The sequence below is a fragment of the Asaia sp. As-1742 genome (genome assembly GCF_011753235.1).
In the GTDB taxonomy this organism is placed as follows: Bacteria; Pseudomonadota; Alphaproteobacteria; order Acetobacterales; family Acetobacteraceae; genus Asaia; species Asaia bogorensis_B.
This window is the reverse complement of sequence record NZ_VWWA01000005.1, coordinates 53,068-76,475: the sequence shown is the minus strand read 5'-3', so window position 1 is coordinate 76,475 and position 23,408 is coordinate 53,068. Positions and strand designations below refer to the sequence as shown.

Annotated in this window: 19 protein-coding genes and 1 tRNA gene; 9 read left to right on the top strand and 11 right to left on the bottom strand. The window is 60.2% G+C overall.

The features are described 5' to 3' along the window. Positions 1 to 167: 167 nt before the first annotated feature. From F3J08_RS09680 to F3J08_RS09655, 6 genes are all read right to left on the bottom strand, one after another. Positions 168 to 1,337, bottom strand: a complete 1,170-nt coding sequence (locus tag F3J08_RS09680; protein ID WP_166929619.1) for a hypothetical protein — start codon at positions 1,335 to 1,337, stop codon at positions 168 to 170. 700 nt (positions 1,338 to 2,037) lie between these two features. After that, entirely contained in the window at positions 2,038 to 3,327 is a 1,290-nt protein-coding gene (locus F3J08_RS09675; RefSeq protein ID WP_023979133.1) for an adenylosuccinate synthase, read from the bottom strand. A gap of 12 nt (positions 3,328 to 3,339) precedes the next feature. Beyond that, entirely contained in the window at positions 3,340 to 4,479 is a 1,140-nt protein-coding gene (locus F3J08_RS09670) for an ATP phosphoribosyltransferase regulatory subunit (RefSeq protein ID WP_023979134.1), read from the bottom strand. Between the two features lie 2 nt (positions 4,480 to 4,481). Beyond that, positions 4,482 to 5,642: a phosphoserine transaminase gene (locus F3J08_RS09665; RefSeq protein ID WP_166929617.1), complete on the bottom strand. Its 1,161-nt coding sequence runs from the start codon at positions 5,640 to 5,642 to the stop codon at positions 4,482 to 4,484. Positions 5,643 to 5,771: 129 nt separating this feature from the next. Beyond that, positions 5,772 to 5,855 (bottom strand) — tRNA-Leu (locus F3J08_RS09660). 105 nt (positions 5,856 to 5,960) lie between these two features. Further along, a complete protein-coding gene (locus F3J08_RS09655; RefSeq protein ID WP_166929615.1) occupies positions 5,961 to 7,892 on the bottom strand; it encodes a GGDEF domain-containing phosphodiesterase in 1,932 nt (643 codons plus the stop codon). 58 nt (positions 7,893 to 7,950) lie between these two features. Between F3J08_RS09655 and F3J08_RS17400 the strand changes: the two genes are divergently transcribed. Further along, positions 7,951 to 8,079, top strand: a complete 129-nt coding sequence (locus tag F3J08_RS17400; protein WP_255493472.1) for a hypothetical protein — start codon at positions 7,951 to 7,953, stop codon at positions 8,077 to 8,079. Between the two features lie 18 nt (positions 8,080 to 8,097). Here F3J08_RS17400 and argC read toward each other — a convergent pair whose 3' ends face one another. Beyond that, on the bottom strand, positions 8,098 to 9,003 hold the full coding sequence (gene argC, locus F3J08_RS09650; protein WP_166929613.1) for an N-acetyl-gamma-glutamyl-phosphate reductase: 906 nt from the start codon (positions 9,001 to 9,003) through the stop codon (positions 8,098 to 8,100). Between the two features lie 67 nt (positions 9,004 to 9,070). Here argC and F3J08_RS09645 point away from each other — a divergent pair, with 67 nt between their 5' ends. The 3 genes from F3J08_RS09645 to mazG all read left to right on the top strand — a co-directional run bounded on the left by F3J08_RS09645 (position 9,071) and on the right by mazG (position 12,266). Further along, a complete protein-coding gene (locus F3J08_RS09645; RefSeq protein WP_240149264.1) occupies positions 9,071 to 10,447 on the top strand; it encodes an amino acid permease in 1,377 nt (458 codons plus the stop codon). Positions 10,448 to 10,546: 99 nt separating this feature from the next. Continuing rightward, positions 10,547 to 11,374 carry a class I SAM-dependent methyltransferase gene (locus F3J08_RS09640; RefSeq protein ID WP_166929611.1) on the top strand — a complete coding sequence of 276 codons (828 nt, stop codon included), beginning with the start codon at positions 10,547 to 10,549 and terminating at the stop codon, positions 11,372 to 11,374. 64 nt (positions 11,375 to 11,438) lie between these two features. Beyond that, complete coding sequence (gene mazG / locus F3J08_RS09635) at positions 11,439 to 12,266, top strand: nucleoside triphosphate pyrophosphohydrolase (protein WP_255493471.1); 828 nt, start codon at positions 11,439 to 11,441, stop codon at positions 12,264 to 12,266. Between the two features lie 263 nt (positions 12,267 to 12,529). On the opposite strand, the gene F3J08_RS09630 is transcribed toward mazG, so the two are convergent. Next, complete coding sequence (locus F3J08_RS09630) at positions 12,530 to 13,798, bottom strand: autotransporter strand-loop-strand O-heptosyltransferase (RefSeq protein ID WP_166929609.1); 1,269 nt, start codon at positions 13,796 to 13,798, stop codon at positions 12,530 to 12,532. Positions 13,799 to 14,022: 224 nt separating this feature from the next. Further along, the gene (locus F3J08_RS09625; protein ID WP_205206893.1) at positions 14,023 to 14,652 is read right to left on the bottom strand and encodes a TetR/AcrR family transcriptional regulator; all 630 of its coding nucleotides are present in this window, start codon (positions 14,650 to 14,652) and stop codon (positions 14,023 to 14,025) included. A gap of 183 nt (positions 14,653 to 14,835) precedes the next feature. Here F3J08_RS09625 and F3J08_RS09620 point away from each other — a divergent pair, with 183 nt between their 5' ends. Continuing rightward, positions 14,836 to 15,582, top strand: coding sequence for a glucose 1-dehydrogenase (locus tag F3J08_RS09620; protein ID WP_166929608.1), 747 nt, complete (start codon positions 14,836 to 14,838; stop codon positions 15,580 to 15,582). A gap of 98 nt (positions 15,583 to 15,680) precedes the next feature. On the opposite strand, the gene F3J08_RS09615 is transcribed toward F3J08_RS09620, so the two are convergent. Beyond that, positions 15,681 to 17,489 (bottom strand): DUF885 family protein, encoded by a 1,809-nt coding sequence (locus tag F3J08_RS09615; RefSeq protein ID WP_166929606.1) that lies wholly within the window; start codon positions 17,487 to 17,489, stop codon positions 15,681 to 15,683. Positions 17,490 to 17,678: 189 nt separating this feature from the next. After that, complete coding sequence (locus F3J08_RS09610) at positions 17,679 to 19,268, bottom strand: FAD-dependent monooxygenase (protein WP_205206891.1); 1,590 nt, start codon at positions 19,266 to 19,268, stop codon at positions 17,679 to 17,681. A gap of 50 nt (positions 19,269 to 19,318) precedes the next feature. Between F3J08_RS09610 and F3J08_RS09605 the strand changes: the two genes are divergently transcribed. From F3J08_RS09605 to F3J08_RS09590, 4 genes are all read left to right on the top strand, one after another. Continuing rightward, positions 19,319 to 20,005, top strand: coding sequence for a TetR/AcrR family transcriptional regulator (locus tag F3J08_RS09605; protein ID WP_166929604.1), 687 nt, complete (start codon positions 19,319 to 19,321; stop codon positions 20,003 to 20,005). A 166-nt stretch (positions 20,006 to 20,171) separates the two neighbouring features. Next, positions 20,172 to 21,125 (top strand): metallophosphoesterase, encoded by a 954-nt coding sequence (locus tag F3J08_RS09600; RefSeq protein ID WP_166929602.1) that lies wholly within the window; start codon positions 20,172 to 20,174, stop codon positions 21,123 to 21,125. A gap of 181 nt (positions 21,126 to 21,306) precedes the next feature. After that, positions 21,307 to 22,584, top strand: coding sequence for an anthranilate synthase component I family protein (locus F3J08_RS09595; protein WP_166929600.1), 1,278 nt, complete (start codon positions 21,307 to 21,309; stop codon positions 22,582 to 22,584). Next, positions 22,581 to 23,384: an aminotransferase class IV gene (locus F3J08_RS09590; protein ID WP_166929598.1), complete on the top strand. Its 804-nt coding sequence runs from the start codon at positions 22,581 to 22,583 to the stop codon at positions 23,382 to 23,384. The genes F3J08_RS09595 and F3J08_RS09590 overlap by 4 nt, the downstream gene beginning before the upstream one ends. The last annotated feature ends 24 nt before the right edge of the window (positions 23,385 to 23,408 follow it).

Genomic DNA, 23,408 nt, shown 5'->3' with positions numbered 1-23,408 from the left:
CCATTCTGGACGTAGATGATATTGGCCGAACCTGAAAGACCGGTTGCTGTGGCGCCATTGGTTACCCAGAGTATGGCCCCGGTTCCAAGCGTAGCCGGAGCTCCAACGATCGTGGCACCGCTCTTATAAACCGTGACGCCGCCCGACGCGATCGCGCTCCATGTCCCTTACAGAACAGTCCCAGCGGGGGTCACCGGTGTCCCGGGAATAGTTACCGAACCACCGATCGAGGTATAGGTCGCAAGATAAGTGCCGGAATCCGCGCTATACGAGGAGAGGTTAACGCCAGAGGCAATAACCGCGGATCCACCCGAACCGACATACAAACCATCAATCGTCGCCCCGGTTGCGGCACTGATCGTCGTCTTGTTTGTGACCGTGGCATGAGTAATGACCGCGCCACTGGCGACCTTGACGCTCTGAACAGCGAAACCATACCATGAATACGTATCGTCGGTGGAACGCGCTCCTGTGCTCAGGGTAACGTCACATCCGTCAAACTGGTTATTGTTCAGCGTGGCTCCGCTATCCACACGCACATAGGTGCGCGTGATGTGTGAATCTGTAATACTACCGCCGGCATAGACACTGATTGTCGGGATCGTATTACTAACGCACCCAAGTCCAGTGACGATCGCTCCGCTCTTTACATACAGTGTGGCGGCATTCAGGGTAACAGGCCCAGTCACCGTGCTCGTGGCATTCTGGTACACTGTCTGACCGTTGATATTGACGGCAGACCAGACGCCATTCAGCACGGTTGGCGTGGCAAAAGTGTCTCTGGTGGCAGGACCTACCGCAACGGAGGGGGCATCGGACTGGACTGAAGCACCATCAATGGACCGCAGTCTGGTCGCCATCTCTGGAGCAAGGATCGTTGACCCTCCGTTGATGGTTGTAATGTTCGACTGAATCACTCCCGTCTGCATCTGGAGAATGCCGCCGCTACCAATTGTTGCCCCCGACACCATTGCCCCGTCGAGCGCATAGATGACCGGTCGCACCGCGCCCGCGGCCAGAAAGGTATCGCCCAGGGATTGGGCGCCCGAACTCAGGGTGATGCAAACCCCGTCAAGGGTATTGGCGCTCAGTGTCCCTCCGTCGGCCACCTTGACCGTACCGGACGTAAGTGTAGCGCTTGTGACGACACCACCCGCCTGCACGTTTACGGATAAAGATGCGCCGGACAGCGCTGAGACAGTCGCACCGTTTGTGACATCAATAGTTGCATTGGCGGCAAAGGCCGCTGGCTGCCCGACATACGTCGTGCCGCTCTGATACATGGTTTGGCCACTGACATTTACAGCCGACCACACACCAGACAGACTTGTCGCCATTACTCAATTCTCCAAATATCACCCCGGGATCAGCTCCAGGGGTTGACGCTCTCGAGACGAAACAAGTCTGGAACGATAGGCGTACCCACGCCGTACCATCATGCCAGATTAATCTACGCCCGCCCTCGGCACCCTTAGGTGTTTTCATAATGCAAATGAATAGTATGGGGCGAGACTATCGATAAAATTCTTCTGAAAAATGATTTTTAAGTTTTTATTAACGTATAATACATATAAATTAACGACTTGTTCATTCTTTAGGTAGTTTTGTTTTTTATAATACCAACGTCATTACGATTTATTTCTGTGCGAATCGCTGATAGGCGGAGACACAGCCCAATCTGAACGTTCGGAAATTTCTCTTGGAAGACATCATTGTTCGGTGGGATTGCCTGTTATGTCGCACTTGAAACCGTCAAAAGACGGTAGGCCAGCGTCCCGCCAATGTGTCGGCAGCGTGGCCGAACTTGATCATGTCAGGGAGAACGGATCAGATAACCTGACCTGTAAGGGGTGAAACCCCGTTTTTTACCCAGCTTCTTCCCCCGTCATGCCAGGACGTGACAAGCGTTGAAAGAAGCTCAGGTGGACTTGTCCATCAATGACACGACTTGCCACAGGCCTCCGGATCGTCAACCCTGACGCTCCGGATTTCGCCTTTCGTGCCCAAAATCCAGAAAACTGGCGTTTGTACTACGGATCAATCCTCGAAAGGATCGCGCATCAGAATGGTATCGTCGCGCTCGGGACTGGTGGAAAGCAGCGTGACCGGTGCTTCGATCAGCTCCTCGATACGGCGGATATACTTGATGGCTGCTGCAGGCAGATCAGCCCAGCTACGCGCACCGAAGGTCGTTTCCTGCCAACCCGGCATGGATTCCAGAACGGGCTTCAGCCTTGCCTGAGCGGCAGGGCTGGACGGGAAGGAGGTGATTACCTTGCCATCAAGCTCGTAACCCACACAGATCTTCACTTCCTCGAAGCCGTCCAGAACGTCGAGCTTGGTCAGGGCGATACCGCTGACACCGCCAACGCGGGCAGCGCGACGCACCAGCACGGCATCGAACCAGCCGCAACGACGGGCACGCCCGGTGACTGTGCCGAATTCACGACCGCGTTCGCCAAGATCCTGCCCGACCTGATCGAACAACTCGGACGGGAACGGCCCCTCTCCCACACGGGTGGTGTAAGCCTTGGCAATACCGAGCACGAAACCCACCGTGCCGGGGCCGACACCACTGCCACTGGCCGCGACAGCCGCAACCGTGTTGGAGCTGGTCACAAAAGGATAGGTGCCATGATCGACATCGAGCATGACGGCCTGCGCCCCTTCAAACAGGATACGACGGCCCGCACGACGGGCCTCGTCCAGACGCTCCCAGACCGAACAGGCGAAGGGCAGCACGCGCGGAGCCAGCTTCGCCAGATGATCCAGGATTTCCTGCTTTGTGAAAGTCGGCGCACCGAGACCAGCAAGAAGCGTGTTGTGATGAAGCAGCAGCTCGTCCAGCTTCCAGTCCAGCGTTTCGGGCTCGGAGAGGTCGCACAGGCGGATGGCACGACGGGCCACCTTGTCCTCATAAGCCGGGCCGATGCCACGCCCCGTGGTCCCGATCTTGCGATCGCCGCGTGCGGCTTCACGCGCGCGGTCGGTCGCAACATGCAGCGGCAGGATGAGCGGCACGTTGTCGGCCACCCAGAGGGTCTCGGGATTGACCACCAGCCCCTGCGCAGACACGCGGTCGATCTCCGCAAGCAGCGCCTCGGGGTCGACTACCACGCCATTGCCGATCACACCGGTCTTGCCCCGCACGAGGCCGGAAGGCAGCAGGGAGAGCTTGTAGACCTGATCGCCCACCACCAGCGTATGACCGGCATTGTGACCGCCCTGAAAGCGGACGACGATATCCGCACGGCTGGCCAGCCAGTCCACGATCTTTCCCTTGCCTTCGTCACCCCACTGGGTGCCGATGACGGTGACGTTGGACATGCTCTTTTCCTTTTACAGCGTGATGAGTTCGTCAGCGACGAAAACAAAGGGGCAGTTCAGACGACGCGCTTCAGCAGCCAGATCCTCGACGCTGTCGAGACCGGCAACCGTGGCATAACCCTCCCTGCGCAGTCGGGCCGCTCCCTCGGAATCCTGCGATTCCGGTGCGATATAGACGCGCGGACGGAGCGTGATCGGTCGGGCCGCCCGCAGCAGGACCTCCGGGCGGAATGTCAGACCGCAAGCAGGCTCCTCACCCTGAGCCTGATAACGCCCGCCACGGCCCAGCTCTTCGCGCTGGCTCCGGGCAAAGACGGTCATGCAGACACCGGTGTGATACTGCCAACCCCGGAATTCAGCCGGGTCGACGGTCAGGCGCAGCCCCGGTGCACGGGCATGAATGGCGCGTACCACAGCCATCAGACGCTCGGCATGGACCCTGATCTCGGGCGGCAATTCGAGCTTTTCCAGAATAGCCAGCGCCGCATCGGATGGGCCGCAGGCCTCGACGAGTGCCGTCAGCACGGCAGCGACCGGGCCGCCCAGCTCCGCAACAGCGGCCATATCCTTGCGATCGAGCGCATGAACGAGTGCGGCGCGCCGTGTACCGGTATAGCCCGAGAGCTGGACAAGCGCCTGAACAAGGGCGGGGCAGGAAAGATCGAAAGAGTAATCCGCAATACCCAGTCGTTCGAGCGCCTCGGCGGCAATCAGCACGATCTCGCAATCGGCCTCGACGGAATCGACCCCGATTAGTTCGATCCCGGCCTGGCTGATCTGACGCTCGCCCTCTCGCCCGGGCGTGCCGACCAGAATACAGGCTCCAGCATAGGACAAACGCAACGGGCGCGCCGTTCCGGCAAGGCGCGTGGCCGCAATACGGGCAATCTGGGTCGTCATGTCAGGGCGCAGGGCCATCATGCGACGGGACTCTGGGTCCATCAGGCGAAAGCTCTGCTCCTCAAGCGCCTGACCGGCACCGTGGAGCAGAGACGTCTCGAATTCGAGCAAAGGCGGTCTGACGCGCTCATAGCCATGAGCGGCAAACACATCCATCACGGATTCAATACCCTGCGCCTCGGCCTCGGCCTCGTGCTGAAGAAGGTCGATAAATCCCGAGGGCAAAAGAGCGGTATCAGGCTCGTCAGTCATTTTCATGCGGCGTATTCCATGCTGACCGTCTCATAGGCCCAGTCGAGCCACGGTAGAAGAGCCTCGATATCGGCGGCGTCGATCGTGGCGCCCCCCCAAATGCGCAGCCCCGGCGGTGCATCGCGATAGGAAGCGAGGTCAAAGCCTGCACCGGCTTCAGCCACGAGGCCCGTCAGCGCCTTGACGATCTTATGCTGGGCTTCGACGGGTTTTGCAGCAAACCAGGGCGCAACAATACGCAGGCAGATGGAGGTGCTTGAACGCTGCGCCGGATCAGCTGCCAGGAAGGCCACCCAGTCGGTGCGCTCGACCCATTCCGATACGATATCGAGATTGGCACGCGAGCGGGCCTTCAGCGCCGGCAGCCCGCCGATGGACTGAGCCCATTTGAGGCTGTCGAGCGCATCCTCGACGCAAAGCATGGAGGGCGTATTGATGGTATCGCCCGAGAAAATAGCGTCGATCAGCCCCTTGCTATTGGTCAGGCGAAAGATCTTGGGCAGCGCACGGGGCGTTGCAGCCTCAAGGCGGGCCACTGCACGGGGGCTGAGGGCCACCATGCCATGCGCGGCCTCACCGCCAAGGGCCTTCTGCCACGACCATGTCACGACATCCAGCCGATCCCAGGGCAGGTCCATCGCAAACGCCGCCGAGGTGGCATCGCAGATGACCAGCCCCTCATGCACTGCCGGAACAGCCTCGCCGCCCGGCAGGCAGACGCCTGAGGTCGTCCCGTTCCAGGTCAGCACCACATCATGCGACCAGTCGATGCGCGTCAGGTCAGGCAGTTCCCCATAGGGGGCCTCATGCACGACGAGATCATCAAGCTTAAGCACATCGCGCAGGTCCTGCGCCCAAAGCCCCGAAAAGCTCTCGAAAGACAGCACCTCGATCGGCCGATCGCCCGCCAGCGCCCAGAGGATCATTTCCACGGCACCTGTATCGGAAGCCGGCACGATACCGATCTTCCAGTCTGAAGGTGCACCCAGCACTTCATGCGAGCGGTCAATGACGTCCTTGAGCCGTGCACGCCCTTCCGGCGCACGATGGGACCGGCCGAGCAGAGCGCCATCAAGCGCGTTCAGCGTCCAGCCCGGACGTTTCGCGCAGGGGCCCGATGAGAAGAAAGGGCGGGCGGGTTTTCTGTCAGGGCGTTGGGGCATGATCGGTCCGGTAAACTGGCAGGCAGGCAAACTGAAAGAAAGTTTGCGAGATATGCCGGACCCGGACAGCAAGGCGCAAGTCACGGCCCGGTCAATAGCCTGTTTTCAGCCTGTTTTCGGTGAAAAATCTGGTACGAGAGGGGGGATTCGAACCCCCATGCCTTGCGGCGGTCGATTTTGAGCCGACTACGTCTACCGTTCCGTCACTCTCGCCTGATGGCCGGATTGTTAGCGAGTATCCGGACAAAAGGCAATCTATACCCTTCTTCGTCATGAGGCACCCGGCAGAGCCTCAAGACACGTCGTGGCGAAGGGAGGTCACGGTATCAGCGAGCGCCCCTCAGAGAGCAGTCGCGCAAAGCCGCTCGATGCCACGGGCGGGGAAAACAGATATCCCTGCCCGATGGGGCAGCCGATGCGCTGGAGAATAGCCAGCTGATCAGCAGTCTCGATCCCCTCGGCCACAACCTCGACCGAGACGGCCTCACCGAAGCGGATGATCGCTTCCACGATGACCTCCATCGCGGGCTCTGTGCAGATCTGACGGACAAAGCTGCGGTCGATCTTGATCGACGAGATCGGGAAATCACGCAGGAAACTGAGCGAGGAATAGCCTGTTCCGAAATCATCCAGCGTGATGCGCATCCCTGCGCGGCGCAGTACAGTCAGGGCGCGATGCAGATAATGCTCGCTGTTCTGATAGAGAACATGTTCGGTCAGTTCGAGCTCGATCAACCGGGCCGAGAGACCGAACCTGTCCAGCCGGGCCAGCAGTTTCTCGGCATAGTCATCCTGCATGAACTCGACGGGGGCGACATTGATCGAGATATGGGGTGGCTCAAGGCCTGTCCGACGCCACAGGGCAATGTCCTGGAACACCCGCTCCTGCACCCTGGCCGACACACGCGTTGCGAGATCATAGGAGCGGAAGATTTCCGGAAAGGCTTCCGGCCCGCAATCCACCACACCATCACGATACCAGCGCATCAGGGCCTCGGCCCCAACGATCTTCCCGTCGCTCAGACTGACCTTTGCCTGATAGGCGGGATAGATCAGGTCATCACGCAACATGCCGCGGATGAGGTTGGACTGGGCTGTTACGCCGTCGCCGAGCCTGATCATGGACGGATCGAAAAGCCTGTACCCGCCGCGTCCACGGGCCTTGACGTCATTGACCGCCAGCAGGGCGTGGTGCTGGAGCCGCCCGAGTGTGTCGCCATCGCGAGGGTAGAGCGAGGCGCCGATGCTGAGCCCGAAGGTAATCTGCTGCGTCCCGATACGCACTGGCAGATCAACAAAACTCAGAAGCGCCTGGGCATGAGCTGCCAGGGTGGCTGCATCCACATTGCCTGTCACGAGAACCGAAAATTCGTCATCGCCACTACGGGTAATGAGGCCTTCCCCGGCGGTCAGCAGGATGAGGCGATCAGCAACCAGCCTGAGAACGAGATCACCGATATCACGCCCATACAGGTCATTGAGATCACCCAGATAATCGATATCGACCAGCAGAAAGCCCAGATTGGTGCCTGCACTGGTTGATTTATCGAGGTATTGCCCAGCCTGGATCTCGAACTGGCGCCACGTTGGCAGCCCGGTAAGCTGGTCTTGCGCAGCCCCTTCGTGGGTCCCCGCTTCCGGGCGATCTGACGGGCTGATGGCGTCAGGTTTGTCCGCATGCCCTCTGGCTGACCCTTGTGTTACCCGATGGATCTGGCGGCCGGACGATATACTCTCTGGCAACAAAGGCATTGAGAGCCCTGCCGTTTCAATACCCGACGCCAAGGGTGTCAGTAAGGAACCTGAACCTCCGGTTGCAGAATGATCCGGGATGAGTGCCGTGGTCGCGGGCACCTGTCCGGCGAAGCGGGACGACAGGGTGCCCAGCAGGGGAAAGTCCGCTTCCGGATGACCGAACAGGATCCACCCGCCGCCCTCATTCATCCCCAGCTTCTGCCAGTGAAGGTCTGTTTCCACAGAACCACCATCACGACGTCGAAGATCCACACGCCGCTGTACACAATAGTCCATCGATTCCGGGCAACGACATGGCAGCGGATGTGCCGTCGTATCTATCAGATCGGTCCAGAAAAATGGTGTACCATGCCGGTCGAGGCCGGAAAATTTCGACCAGTTCCTGTTGAGATAAGAGACCCTCCCGTCGGGATCGACGTGGCAAGCCAGCAGTGGCAGCCAGTCAAGAACATGGCCGCCGGACGAGGGCGTGGCATTTGCAGCGATCTCGCTCATGCTTTCATGACCGTCCCGGCCTGAACGTCAAGCAGGCGCTGTCAGGCGGATGGTCCGCATGGACAAGCCCCTGTCGCGCGACCATGTCACGATAGAAGCGCTCGACTCGGTGTGGAATCATTTGGATATCACGCCTTGCAACGATGACGAACGCGTCGCCACGGGTCATGCCCGTCTCACGACATAAGGCTTACACTTCGATAATTCAGCTGTTTAGTCCACACATGATAGCCACATTTTGTAACGCAGCTCCGGCTGCTCCCTTGCCAAGATTATCGAGACGCGCCGTCAGCACGACATGACGCCAGGTTTCGCTGCCGTGGACGCGCAGTTCCATCGTGTCCTGGTCAGCCAGTGCCGCCGCGTCGAGGCGCGCCACATCGGCTGATTCGACACTGATCTGACGCGACCCGGCGTAGTGACTGCGCAGGCAGGCCTCGATATCGGAGATGCGCACGTAACCGGGCAGATCAGCCAGTTGCAGGGGAATCGAGACGATCATCCCCTGTGCGAAATGCCCGATGGACGGCACGAAAAGCGGTCGCCGGGTCAGGCCGGCATAATGCATGATCTCAGGCACATGCTTATGCTCAAGTCCCAGCCCGTAAAGCTCGAATGCGGGCCCGCCATTCTTTTCATGGGCCTCGATCTCGGAGCGCCCTCCACCACTATAACCACTGACGGCGTTGATGGTGATGGGGTGATCGGCCGGCATCAGGCCTGCATCGATCAGGGGGCGCAGCAATCCGATTGCACCGGTCGGATAGCATCCCGGATTTGCAACGTGACGCGCCGTAGCGATGCGCGCCGTCTGCCCGGCATCGAGTTCTGGAAAGCCATATTCCCAATGCGGGGCGATACGATGCGCGGTGCTGGCATCGAGGATGCGCACGGTATCCAGAGTCGCTGCGAGGGACACAGCCTCACGGGCCGCATCATCTGGCAGGCACAAAATCACAAGATCGGCACCCTGCATCATTTCCAGTCGTGCCTGCGGGTCCTTGCGTTTGGCAGGATCGATCGAGAGAACCTCGACAGGCAGGCCGCGCAGGCGATCCCTGATGCCCAGTCCTGTCGTTCCAGCCTCACCGTCGATGAAGACCCGTGTCATCAATTCATTCCTTCTTTAAAATATTCCATCTGGACGAAGTAAGCATTTACATGGCTTTGTCCAACATATGATGGAAAAAGATAATCTTTCACACCATGGATTTCCGCGCGAGGGTGAGCCGCCTCTTTTGCATGGCGGCAAGCTGAAAGACCGCCATATTGCCATGATCGCCCTTGGTGGCGTGATTGGTGCAGGGCTGTTTATCGGCAGTTCAGCCGCCATCGCCGCGGCGGGTCCGGCTATCCTGCTGACCTATATCGGCACCGGCCTCCTCGTCGTCATCGTCATCCGCATGCTGGGCGAGATGCTGCTTGCCAGACCCGGCATCGGTACGTTCATCGACTGCATCCGCACAGCCCACGGGAACTGGGCAGGGTTTCTTTCGGGCTGGCTCTACTGGCTGTTCTGGGTCGTCACGATTGGCGCCGAAGCCATTGGCGGTGCCATTGCCATGCAGGACTGGGTGGCACTCCCCGTCTGGGTACTGGCACCTGCCCTCATCATAGCGGTCAATCTCATCAATCTTGTCTCAGTGCGTGTTTTTGGCGAATGCGAGTTCTGGCTTTCGCTCATCAAGGTCGCGACCATCATTGCCTTCTGTGCCCTCGGGATACTCAGCCTGAGCCATTTCGTCGGCCCGCATCCACGCATCGTGCATAACGTGTTCAGCCATGACGGCTTTTTCCCGCATGGCTGGGGTGCCATTCTGGCAACCGTTCCCACCGTACTTTTCTCCATGATTGGTTCAGAGTCCGCCACTGTGGCAGCAGCGGAATCGGAAAACGCCGAGGAAAACCTCGCCCGTGTGACGCGCACCATCGGTGTGCGGGTCACCCTTTTCTATATCCTGTCGGTCATCCTGATCCTGACGCTCGTACCCTGGACGGCCATCGAGCCCGGTTACTCTCCGTTCGTGACCGTCATGCGTCACATCGGCGTTCCGGGTGCGGCGACCCTGATGCAGATCGTGGTTTTCACAGCCATTCTCTCCTGCCTGAATTCAAGCATTTACATCACGTCGCGCACCCTGCGCGGCCTTGCAGAGCTGAATGACGCACCCGCCTGGTTTGCCGCACTCTCCAGAAGCCACGTTCCCCAGCGTGCCGTCACCTTCTCCAGCATTATCGGTCTGGTCGTGGCCTTCTGTTCGATCCTCTCGCCCAAGCTGATCTTTGCCTTCCTGCTGGGCGCAACGGGCGCCGTCATGCTGCTTATCTACGGGCTGATCGTCTCATCGCATCGCATCCTGCGTCTTGAGGACCCGACCAACAGGGCTTTCACCCTGCCTTTCGGCTCGACGCTCAATCTCGGCACGCTTGGCGCAATCGGGCTGGTTGTGATCGCGATGATGGCCCAGGCCGCGGAACGCCAGACCATTCTTGCGAGCCTCGCCAGCGTTGCAGTGATCCTTGGCCTGTATGGCTTGTGCAGACGGGGCAGATAAGACAAGAATTGACATCCCCGGATTTCATGCCTCTGGCGCAGGGCTGGTCGTTTCTGTTTTCCAACCCTGCGCTGCGACATCACTGACAGGATCATACCCATGAAGGTTTCCTCTCTGCGACGTGGTGCCTTCAGGGCATCGATAGCGACGATCGGCAGCGCCCTCGCGCTGGTTACACACAGTCTGAGCTCAACGGCTTGTGCCGCTGAGCCTGCACGTCAGGGGTCGGCTGTCGTTCCGGCGCCCGACGCAGGGCTGCTCGCCTCACCGGCGCGCCCCGATACCGACCGCGCCCGCGATTCACTACGCAAGCCGCTCGATCTGCTGGCGCTCGTACCTTTGCCCAAAGGGGCGGCCGTTGCCGACCTCATGCCGGGCAGTGGCTATTTCACCCGCCTGCTAAGCCTCGACATCGGCGCGTCGGGCCATGTCTTTGCGGTTATTCCTGCTGAAATGGCCGCGCGTCATCCCCAGCTTTCCCAAACAGCGCAAGCCATCGCTACCAACCCCGCCTTCAGCAATGTCTCGGTAGTGGTCACGCCGATCGTGGATTTCCACGTTTCGCAACCCCTCGATCTGGTCTGGACATCACAGAACTATCACGATGTGTATGGCGGCATGGGCCCTGAAACAGCCTTGCGCATGGATCAGGCCATCTTCCAGGCGCTCAAGCCGGGCGGATATTATGTCGTGATCGACCATGTTGCCTTGACAGGCACCGGCATCGTTGCGCCGACGACACTGCATCGCATTGATCCTGCCCTGATCACGAAGCAGGTCGAGACAGCCGGTTTCCGTCTTGTCTCCAGCAGCCCTGTCCTGCGCAACCCGGCCGATAATCACACTCTCCCCGTGTTCGACAAGGCCATCCGTGGCCATACAGATCAGGTCACGCTGATCTTCCAGAAACCTTCGCCCAAGGGGTGATGGAAACCGGGTCAGCTGGGCCCTATGATCCGGTGAGCCATTTCACCGGACTGGAGCCTCCCCTTTGAGCACCCCTAATCCCCCCCCCCAGGTCGCCAGCCAGTCAGCCGCAGCAGAACTCGATCGGTTGATCGCCATCATGGAGCGGCTGCGCGATCCACATACCGGCTGCGCCTGGGACAGGGTCCAGACCCATGAGACGATTGCCCCCTTCGCCATCGAAGAAGCCTATGAAGTGATGGACTCGATTGCCCGCGAGGACTGGGAAGCACTGCCAGACGAGCTGGGCGATCTTCTGCTTCAGGTGGTTTATCAGGCGCGCATCGCCCAGGAGGCCGGACGTTTCGATTTTGCCGATGTCGCACGGCTGATCAGTGACAAGATGGTGCGTCGCCATCCCCATGTCTTTGCTGACCAGACGCTCGACCCCGATCTGTGGGAGCGCAACAAACAGGCCGAGCGTGCCGCCAAGGCCGAATACGGGTTGCTGGCGGGCATCGCTCCATCCCTGCCTGCTTTGATACGTGCTGAAAAACTGGGCAAACGCGCGGCGCGGGTCGGCTTTGACTGGGACAGGCCGGAACAGGTTCTCGAGAAGATCGAAGAAGAACTCGACGAGGTCAGGGCCGAACTCGCCGGAGGTGACAAGGCCCGCCTTGAGGACGAGATTGGCGACGTGCTGTTCACTGTCGCCAGCCTGGCACGCAAGCTCGGGCTCGACCCGGAAGCCTGCCTCCGGCACGGCAATGCCAAATTCACACGTCGTATCGAGACAATGGAGTCCGTTCTGGCTGAAACGGGCAGCACACTGGCCGATCTCGATTTACCTGCGCAGGAAGCGCTCTGGGGTGAGGTCAAGATCCGCCTGCTTACACCGCCGGCTCACAGCTAAACAGATCACCCCCGTTTTCTCGAATGATGAGGCGGGAGGGAGCGCCCCTCCAAACCATCCGCCTGCAGGAACACCGGGAGGCAAAAACTCCCGGGAGCTTCAATAGACGACGGTCCCATCGGTGCAGGCAGAGGGAAGACAAGAGTTGGCGCTCACCCGAAAGGGTCAACCGCTCTCGCAGCCTTCCTACCCCCAGCCTGCGGCCCAGCAATGCGACGCTGTCGATGCGATGGAGCGGATCAGCCTGCACCGCCGTCAACAGACTACTGGGCGTCTAGAGCCAGGGCGATATTCTTGTTCACCACATCGGTCGAGATCAGCTTGGAACACTCAAACTGCCGTTCTGTGTTGGCGTGACGCGGGCACCATAGAAAGTCGTTGTGGTTGAACTGGTGCCTGGGGTCGTTCCAGCACGAATTGCAGGCATGCCATGAGATGATACGCCACGGCGTATGAAACTCGTTGTTGGGATGGGTGAAGCCCGAGATCAGCACCGTTTTCGTCCCCGTTGCCCAGGCAAGCCAGGACAGGCCCGAACTGAGACCTACGAAAAGATCAGCATGCTTCAACCATCGGGCACGTTCGGCAAGCGGCCGGTCGCCTGTCTGGTCCTCAGCGCCGTTCGGAATCTGGTTCCAGACAATACCCGTGCCGTTGAACGCTTTCTGATCGATACAGATGACACGGTAGCCACGCTGCTTGAGGAAGGCGACCACACCAAGCCAACCGCCCGGGTTGTTCCAGTACTTGCACTGCGCAGAAGCCTGAGTGGCGATGCACACATACGGCTCCTCGATCGGGCGTGTATCGTCCTCGATCAGAATCCGTGGCGGCGCTTCGGCGGGATCAACACCAAGGATGTAGCCGGCCGTACGATGGAGACCGACATAGCGGAAGTCACAGGGCTGGTGGATGTTATCTGCATCGTCGAAAAACAGGCCGATATTATAGGTAGCATAAATCTGAGAGCGAAGCGGGCTTTCCTCGAAATCGGCTTTTGTCACCAGCTTGATGTCTGGATATGCCGCTTCAAATAACGGTATGAATACCTTGGACAGGCAGCATATGACCTTTGCGCCGCTCTCCTCCGCAAAACGCGCCACGTAAGGAAACCACCCCAGGGTATCACCCAGCGTGCCGACAGGAAGCTGAACCAGAACATATTGATCGCGGGCATCAAATTCATGCCGCAACGCCTTGGTTGTCGTGCCATCAGAAGCGATACGCTCCACATCGATGGCAAACCGGATAAAAAATTTCTTCGTCGAGGAAAGATGCCCTTCTTCGAGTTCCCCCTGGAAGATGATGGTTGAGTTATCCAGATCCGTGAGCGTTGCGCGCCAGCGCCCCTCGGGCATCTTGGGGAGCAGAACGCGGGCACCCCAGTTGAAGTCAAAACGTATTCCCTGCCCGGCATCCCGGGTGGGGACATCTGGCGGCAGGATATAGGGATTAGGGACGGAAACCTGCTGTTGTTGAACAACAGGTGCTGTTTCATTTTGGGATGCAGGGGGTTGATTGTCTTTGGACATGGGCCGGGTCGTCGCCTTTTGGAAAGTTGCTGGACCACACTCGCGGCAGAATGAGCCCCTGCTTTGGACTTGTGACAATCTGTTAAGATTATCATGTTGGCTATAAGCCGACATTTACAGATCGTTCACCTATTTTTCAACGTTCGATTATGGACGCTTCCTGTCAAATAGTATCGGACACTTAACAAATTCCGATCTTGACTGACCCTTGATAAGAATTTGTCTCAAATCCCGCCATGCGGCAGCATGTTCAGAGCCATTCTCCCCACCGCACGCAGCTTCTCGCGCGAGGCCCCGTCGCGGGCCTGAATCCCCATGCCACCCAGAACCGCTCCGAAACACGCCGCCATCGCACCGGCATCGATGGAATGAGGCAAATCGCCCTCCTCCACCCCCTGCTCCAGCCGGGCATGAATGGCCTGTTCGGCCAGATGACGCTGATTGATCATCAGGTCACGCAGCCGAAGCTGGGCCGGTGAACATTGAGTTGCGGCCACGGCAATCATGCAGCCAGCCGGTGCATCTTCACGGGTGAACGCTGTCGCTGCCGCATCGAACATGGCGGCAAAGGCCTGGCGGCTGGTCCCCCTTGTCGACAGGGCCTCGACAAACCAGCCCCCCTGCTCTTCCACATAGGCTTCGATCGCCTCGACATAGAGCGCCTCTTTGCTGGCAAAGCTGTTGTAAAAGCTCGACGCGCTGATCCCCATCGCTGTGATCAGATCATCAAAGCTCGTCCCCTCATAACCCCGGTCCCAGAACAGTTTCACCGCCTTGGAAAGGGCCGTGGCACGGTCAAAGGCCGGGGGGCGGCCTCGGGGTCGACAAGGGCCTTCGCTTTTTTTTGGTGTCATCGCTCCATAAATCCTTGAAACCGGGCTGCGCCTTATCATATGCATGATGTTGGAGCGATTGCTCCACAATTAAAGTTTCAACGCCTCCACTCTCTCCTATTTTATCCGTCACCTGTGCTGCCTGTATCGCTCCCCCCAACGGGGCGTTGGCAGCCGTGACCGAACCGGACAGGTCAGAAGATCATGAGCAAACTTGCAGGAAAAGTCGCTGTTGTGACCGGCGCCTCGAAGGGTATTGGTGCTGGCATTGCCCAGGCACTGGCCGAGGCCGGCGCGTCGGTCGTCGTCAATTATGCTTCAAGCCGCGAAGGCGCCGACAAGGTCGTTTCTGCCATCACCGCATCGGGCGGCAAGGCGGTGGCCGTGCAGGGCGATGTGTCACACAAGGAAGAGGCCGCGGCCATTATCGCGAAGGCCATCGAGAGCTACGGGCGTCTCGATATCGTGGTCAACAATTCCGGCGTGTATGAATTTGCCGGGATCGAGGAGATCACAGACACGCATTTCCACCGCCTGTTCAATATCAATGTGCTCGGCCCGCTCTTCGTCACCCAGGCAGCCAGCCCGCATCTGGAGGCAGGGGCCAGCATCATCAATATCAGCTCGATCGTGACACGCGTCACCCCGGCTCACGCTTCTGTCTATAGCGGCACCAAGGGTGCGCTGGATGCCATTACCGGCTCGCTCGCCAAGGAACTCGGCCCGCGTCAGATCCGGGTGAACGCCATCAATCCGGGTCTGGTCAAGACCGAGGGGACGAATACGGCCAGCGTCATCGGGTCGGAAATGGAACAGGCCATCATTGCCCAGACACCGCTCGGGCGCACGGGCGAGGTGCAGGATATCGCACCCCTCGCCGTTTTCCTGGCCTCGGATGATTCACGCTGGCTGACTGGCGAGATCCTGCTCGCCTCGGGAGGCCTGCACTGAGGGATCTTCTGGCGCAGCACGCCTTTGTGCTGCGCCAGAGAACTGACGGCCTTATCGCAGCCGGGTCAGGCCGGTTGCGATAAGGCGATGTGACGCGCTCAGGGCTTTGCGTGGCGGTTTTCTGCAATCCAGTCCTGCACGCGCTGGCGCAGCAGATCGAGCGGCATCGCGCCCTCATCCAGCACCAGATCATGAAAGCGGCGTTCATCGAAGCCGGTACCCAGTGCCTTCTCTGCCTGATGACGCAAATCGAGAATGGTCATCTCGCCAATCTTGTAGCCCAGAGCCTGACCCGGCCATGAAATATAGCGATTGGTCTCGTTCTGGATGTTCTTCTCGGCAAGGGCCGTGTTGTCACGCAGGCAGGAAAGCGCCTCCTCTCGCGTCCAGTTCTTCCAGTGTATGCCAACATCCATGACCAGACGGCAGGCGCGCCACATCTCCATGGAAAGCTGCCCAAAACGCTCATAGGGCGTCGGGTAGAGCCCGATCTCGCTTACCATCTGTTCGGAATACAAAGCCCAGCCCTCGACGAAGGCGGTCGTGGCATAATCACGACGAAAACCCGGCAGATCGGTCATTTCCTGCGCCAGCGCGATCTGGATATGATGGCCGGGCACCCCCTCATGCGCCACCAGCGAGGGCAATTCGTAAAGAGGCCGCTGGTCCAGATGGGAGGTGTTGATCATCAGCCCGCCCGAAATGCCAAGCACCGGACTGCCCGGATCGTAGCGCCCTGTCGTATAGCCCTCTTCAATGGCGCGGGGCACTTCACGCACGCCATACGTCAGCCGAGGTAGCTTGCCGATCAGACGGGGCAGTTCGTTGTCGATCTTCTTGGCCAGAAAACTCGCCTTTTCCAGCAGGGCAAGCCGTGTCGTGACATAGAACTGCGGGTCTGCCTTGATGTGAGCCACAAAGGCCTTGAAATCCCCCTTGAACCCCACGGCATCCATCTGGCGCTGCATCTCGCGATGGATACGGGCAATTTCGGATTGCCCAAGCGCAAAGATCTGGTCCGGGCTCAGGGTGGTGGTGGTCTCCTGTCGCACCAGATAGGCGTAATAGGCGCGTCCGTCAGGCAAGGACGATGCCCCCAGGGTCGACCGGCTGGCAGGCAGATATTCCTTTGCGAAGAACGCCGCCAGAGCCTTTTCCGAAGGCTTGATACGCTCATGGACGATGCGCTCTCCCTGCGCACGCAGTTCGCGACGCGTGGCTTCCGGCATCGTGGAGGGGAGTGAGTCGAAAGGCCGCAGGGCCGGGTTTTCACGCTCGGGCAGATCGGCCTGGGCCTGCACGGTATGGGCGGCGATATCCGCAATCAGCCTTGGCTGGACGAAGCCGGTGCGGATGCCGCGACGCATATTGGCAATCTGCTGCGCATTGAAATCAGGAATACGGTCCATGCGCACCAGCCAGTGGCGCGCATCTGCCTCGCTGCGCAGGGGCGTGTTATCAGCGGCGTAGCCGACTTCCTGATAAAAACCTTCATCACTGGTGAACGGCATGCGCGAAGGGTCGAATTTCTGGCTCTCGATCGCCAGATCATTCTCCCAGATCATCAGGCGGGCATTGAGCAGATCCTCACCATGCAGCGCCTTCTGATCGAGCGCCGCCAGTCGGGTTCTGAACGCCAGACGTTGCGCAAGCCGCGTCTGCTCGGCCTTCGGGCTGTCATCAGGCCAGAGTTCGGCGGCAGCCTGATCACCACGCGAGGCAGCAGAAACAGGGTCGAGTGTCGTGGTAAAGGCATCGTAATCACGGACAATATGACCAATATCATCGGCCAATGCCGCGCCGGGAACGCCCAGAAGGGCCATGCTTCCAAGGGCCACGCCCCCAAGAGCCACACTCTTGAGCCGGGCCAGCCTGCCCCTTGCCGAGATCCCGTTCTGATTGCGCATGATGCCTCCTGAAAAACCGGTTCGCCCGCATAACGAACCGATCATCCGCATCCGTCAACGCCTCCCGGACGCATGAGACGACGGAGGACCGGACGATACCGTGCCGTCCGCCCTCTGGCGCGGCGGCCCCGATAAGAGTTGGAGGGTGCGCGGCGTACAGGCGCACGAATTGTCAAAAAGCCGCCCGCGTCACCTCTGGGCCGATGACGGCGTACCGAACCAGCGTGACAAGGCGCGGGTCAGAGCGGGGGTGGCCTCGCCACCCCGCCAGACGAGGCAGCCATCCGGGCGGTACAACGCGCTGTATTCCTCAGGCGTATCTGCAAGGACCAGATTGGGGGGCAGAATGGCTAGACCACACTCCTGCCGCATGGTGGGAGAGAGCACGAATACCCCAGCCCCATGCTGCATCAGACCATAGAGCGTCTCGCCGTCGGCCAGAGTCCTGTCCTCCGCGAGGCCCCCAAGGGAATCATCGTCACACGCCATACCCTTCTCCGATGCGTCTTCATCCAGCGCATAGCGAATGGAAAACCCTTTCATCTCCGCGCTCAATTCAGCGGCGAGATCCGCATTGGCCAGCATAGTCGCCATGACATCACGCAAGGCGCGTGACCGTGGATCGGGCCTCATGAGGGCGGCCTGCGCCAGCGTGTTGGCCAGCACGGATTCAGCCACCGGGCGCCGTTCTGTCTCATAGCTTTCAAGCAGGGCTTCGGCCTCGGCACCCGTTACCGTTCCCCGCATCACTGCGGCGAGTTTCCAGCCCAGATTGGCCGCGTCGACCAGCCCAAGCCCAAGCCCCTGCCCACCGAAAGGGGCGTGGATATGCGCCGCATCACCGGCCAGAAACAATCGACCCTTGCGGTAGCGATCTGCCAGACGGGTATGGTCGGCCCAGCAGCGCCCACCGTGATAAGCGGCCAGAGGCACAGCCCGACCACAGATGCGCGCAAGGGCCGCCTCGACATCGGCACGGTCGGGAATTTCCTGTCCCGCCTCCGGAGGGCCGGAAAAATCGATCATGAAGAGCCTGCCGGGAACGGGACCATAGGCCGTGACGCCACCCGGCTGCATCTGCCAGCCAGAGGGAAACGCGCTTTCAGACGCGGCAAACGTGACCGAAACCTGATAGAATTTCAGACTGGGAGGCGTGCCATCGAAGGTGAAACCACCCTTCTTGCGCAGCGTACTGCGGCCACCGTCGCACCCAACGGCATAGCGTGCCGCGATCTGTGCAGGTCGTTCCCCGCCGCGCCCGTGGACTGCGAGAGTGACGCGCTCACCGTCATTCTGCACATCACACGCTGTACAACCACGGCGAATGACAATGCCGCGGGAAGACGCCTCGGCTTCGAGCGCCTGTTGCAGATAGCATTGGTCAATCAGCCGTGTCGGGCGACGTGCATCGACAGGCTGGGCAGGCAGCGGGATGCTGCCGAAATGCCCGGCAAACCGCTTCTTGTGAGGCCGCATGTCCGCAGGCGCATCTCTATCCTCGCGGGAGAAAGCGCCCTGCGCCCAGCCACCGCGGTTTTCGGCAAGGAAAGGGGTAACCAAGGCCTTCGTCTGCGCCTCCGCCGCATCGAGCGCCTGACTCATCCCTCGTCGCATCAGGGCTTCGGCGCCTAGCGGACCGATGGACAAGGCCTTCTGCACGTCCTCGGCAGTGTCACGGGCCTCGAGCACCACGCAACCGACCCCTGCTACCGAAAGCTCGATGGCCAGGAGCAACCCCACAGGCCCAGCGCCCACAATGACAACATCGACATGTTCCATAGACCGAATCCATAATTGTACCGGGTATAGTTTTCTGGTATGAGAGCGGCATGTCAACAACCATCACTCGGCAAGGCCGAAAACGTCAGGCCACGCGTCAGCGCATCTCCGATATCGCCACGGCGCTCTTCGCCACTCATGGCTTCGATCACGTGACGATCGATGCCATTGCCGAGGCTGCGGATGTGGGCCGGATGACGGTTTTCAATCATTTCGCCCGCAAGGAAGATCTGTTTTTCGATCGTGAAGACGAAATCAGGCAGATCATACGCAATGCGCTCACGGGGCCGCTTTCAGGCCACCCCCTCGATGTGCTGCGCCAGCTGGCTCATGAGATGGTCTCGAAAAACGCGCCTTTTCTGCGCTTTGCCCCCCAGACCCAGGGCTTCATCGACACGCTGACAGCCAGCGAAACCCTGAAATCACGCGCACGCGCCCTGCGCGATATCATGACGGATGACCTGCGCGAGGCATTATCTGCTGCCCTGCCCTGCCCTCCCGATGACCCTTCATTGCATCTGGCTGCGGCGCTCCTTGTCACAGGCTGGACGACAGCCTTCATCGAGGCGCAGCGTCTCTATCGGCGCGAAAACGACAGCCGATCAGCCCAGAACCTGTTCCTGTCACTCGCCGATACCAGCACCGTCTCGGCGCTCTATGCCCTGCGCCAGATCGACACCTCGCCCCAGACGAACCAGGTTTCGCCACGCGCCGGAAAGACGGGGGCACCTGACTGAAACCGTGCCCGTTCAACACGCAAGGATCGGCCACACTGTCACCAAAACTTAACCCTGCCCCCTTGCATGGCGGGCTATGGCTGCCGGTCTGTTATCCCGTGCGCGTCAGATTTCGCTTCGCTGCATCCTGTCACGCGCCTCATCCTGATTGTGCAAGGGGCTTTCAATGCTGCTACCCAGACGCCGGTTTCTCCGTTCCGCCGCCCTGACCGGCCTTGCAGCGGGAACTATCGGCCTGACGGATCGCGCACTGGCGCTCGCACCGCAGCGCCCGACCATGCTCGGGCATGATGATTTCTCGTTCGTGTTCCTGACCGACACGCATATCCAGCCTGAGCTCGATGCCTCGAAGGGTTGTCTCGACTGTTTTCGTCAGGTGCGCAGCGCCAATGCCGATTTTACCCTGCAAGGCGGCGACCACGTTTTCGATGCCCTTGGGGTACCCAAGTCACGCGCCCTGAGCCTGATGGATCTGTACAAGCAGACGGCCGACACACTGGGCCATCAAGTTTATAATACGATGGGCAATCACGACGTGATGGGCATCTATACCAAGAGCGGCATCGAGCCGAGCGACCCGCTCTATGGCAAGAAATACTACACCGATAATTTTGGCGCGCCCTACTACGCCTTCAACCACAAGGGTGTGCATTTTGTAGTGCTGGACTCGATCGGCATCACGGCTGACCGTTCCTATGAGGGGTTTATCGATCAGGCGCAGATCGACTGGCTCAGCCGCGATCTCGCGGCCATGCCAGCGGGTATGCCGGTTATCGTGTCCACCCATATTCCGCTCGTCACCGCCGTCGAGGATTACGCCCCGCCACCGGGCAAGGCCCCGGCCCATCAGGGCACACGCGTCAGGAATGCGTGGCAGGTGCTGGAGCTTTTTGACCATTACAACGTGATCGGCGTGTTTCAGGGTCACACCCATGTGCTCGAAACCGTCACATGGCATGGCGTCCCCTATATCACGGGCGGCGCCGTCTCGGGTAACTGGTGGCACGGGACACGCCTTGGCACGCCAGAAGGCTATCTGGTGGTGCGTGTCGAGAAGGGCCGCGTCATCCCCGATTATGTCACTTATGGTTTCAGGACCATCGACCCGAAAAACACCTGATCAATCTGCTGCATCGGCCAGCCTCGGTTTTGAGGAACCAGCCGCACCAGCATGGTTCTGCCCAATTTCTGGACGGGACCATTCAGGCGCGGTAAGGCCGATTGATGCGGCATTTCACCCACCCGTCCTGTGTCCCTGGTGCTTCTCCCTTTGCGAGACGGCATCCGCAGGGATTCATGTGATGCTGGAGCAGGAACTCCCCTGGCGCTCGCCCGACTCATTCATCGCCCGTTATGGCGATGAGGCCTGGGCGGTCATGCTCGATAGCGGCGGTCCCGCAGGCGCACGCAGCCGCTGGAGCTTTTTCTGCTGCCGGCCTGTCACGACGCTCACCACAGATGACAGTGCAGCTTGGGCGAAGCTCGATGCGCTGCTTCCCTCTGTCCCGCCGCTGGGCACCCTGCCTTTTTCAGGCGGTATTATTGGTCTGGCGAGCTATGAGGCCGGGCTCGCGCTCGAAAATATTGTCTCGCGTCATAAACCCTTCATCCCCGGTGTCAGCGCAGCGCTCTATGAGGGCGCATTCGTCTTTGATCGTCAGGAAAAACGACTCTGGTGGAGCAGCTATTGCGATGCGGCCATGCCAGTCCCCCTGCCCCAGTGTTCGACACCGCCCGTGCCCCTGCCGAAACTCGACTTCGTGGCCGATGCCGACCGCGAAACCTATTGCGAAGGCGTGCGCCGGATCATCGCGCGCATCAATCGCGGAGAGCTTTTTCAGGCCAACCTCACCACACAGTTTCGCGCACGATGCGCTTCCCCGCTTGCCGCAGGGGCTGTCTATCGCAAGCTGAGGCGGGCCTCTCCCGCGCCATTCGGAGCGCTGTTCACCCTGCCCGGCTTCTCGCTGCTCAGCGCCTCGGTCGAGCGCTTTCTGAGCATGGACCGTGAGGGCCGTATCGAAACCCGTCCGATCAAGGGTACCGCAGCCCCCGGTCGCGATGCGGCGGAAGATGCCGCCATTGCCGACGCTCTGGCCCATGACGAAAAGGAATATGCCGAGAACCTGATGATCACCGATCTGATGCGTAATGATATCGGGCGTGTGTCACAGATCGGTTCCGTGGATGTGCCCGTGCTGTGCGAGGTCGAGCGCTTTGCCCATGTGCATCATCTCGTCTCCTCGGTCACGGCACGTCTGGCACCGGATATGACGGCACTCGATCTGCTGCGTGCCACGCTTCCCCCCGGTTCGGTCACGGGAGCCCCCAAGCACCATGCGCTCAAGGTGATTGACCAGACGGAACACGCTGCCCGTGGCGCCTATTGTGGAACGCTGTTTCGCATCGGGGCCGATGGTGCGCTCGACAGCAACGTGATCATTCGCAGCCTCGTGCTCAAACCCGATACCATAAGCCTCGGTGCCGGATGCGGCATCACCACCCTGTCGGATCCGGAACGGGAATATGACGAGCTCTGCCTTAAGGCAGCTCCCCTGCTCGGGCTTTTCGGCGCATGAAACAGGCCTGGCTGAACGGGCGTCTGTGCCCCGTGGCACAGCTTTGCATCGACCCTGCCGACCGGGGCTTCACGCTGGGTGACGGGCTGTTCGAAACCATGAACCTGCATCAGGGCCGGGTGCTTCGCCTGCACGCGCATCTGTCGCGTCTGGCAGAAGGGGCTGCGTTACTTCATCTGCCAATGCCAGGTGAACCCGAAATTCGCCATGCACTGTCCAGCCTGATCGCGGCCAATGGTGAAACAGAGGGAGCCCTACGTCTTACCCTGACACGGGGTGCCGGACCACGCGGCATCATACCGCCTGCCAACCCGCAACCGACCCTGTTGATCACCCAGGCGCCGCGTGCGGCGGCGCTGCCGCCCTGCGCCCTTCATATCAGCCGCTATCGGCGCGACGGGGCCTCGCCGCTCTCGCGTGTCAAACATCTCAACTACCTGCCGCAGATCCTCTCTCGCATCGAAGCGCAGGAGGCCGGCGCTGACGATGCCCTCCTCCTGTCATCGGATGATCTGCACATTGCCGAAGCGAGCGCGGCCAGCCTGATCGTCCTGCAAGACGAGCGCCTGCTCACGCCGCCCCTGATGGATGGCGCCCTGCCCGGCACGGTACGCGCGGCTCTGATAGCAGCTGGCTTGTGCCACGAATTCCGCCTGACAACCGCATCCCTCATGGGCGCCGAAGCGGCATGGCTGGTCAGCAGCCTGTCCATCCGAGAGGTGAAATCCATCAAAGGCCACGCACTGCCGCTGCGCCCGGACTGGACAGCGCGACTTAACGCGGCGCTCTTTACAGATTGACCGGTAAACGCCTCGGAGCGAGGC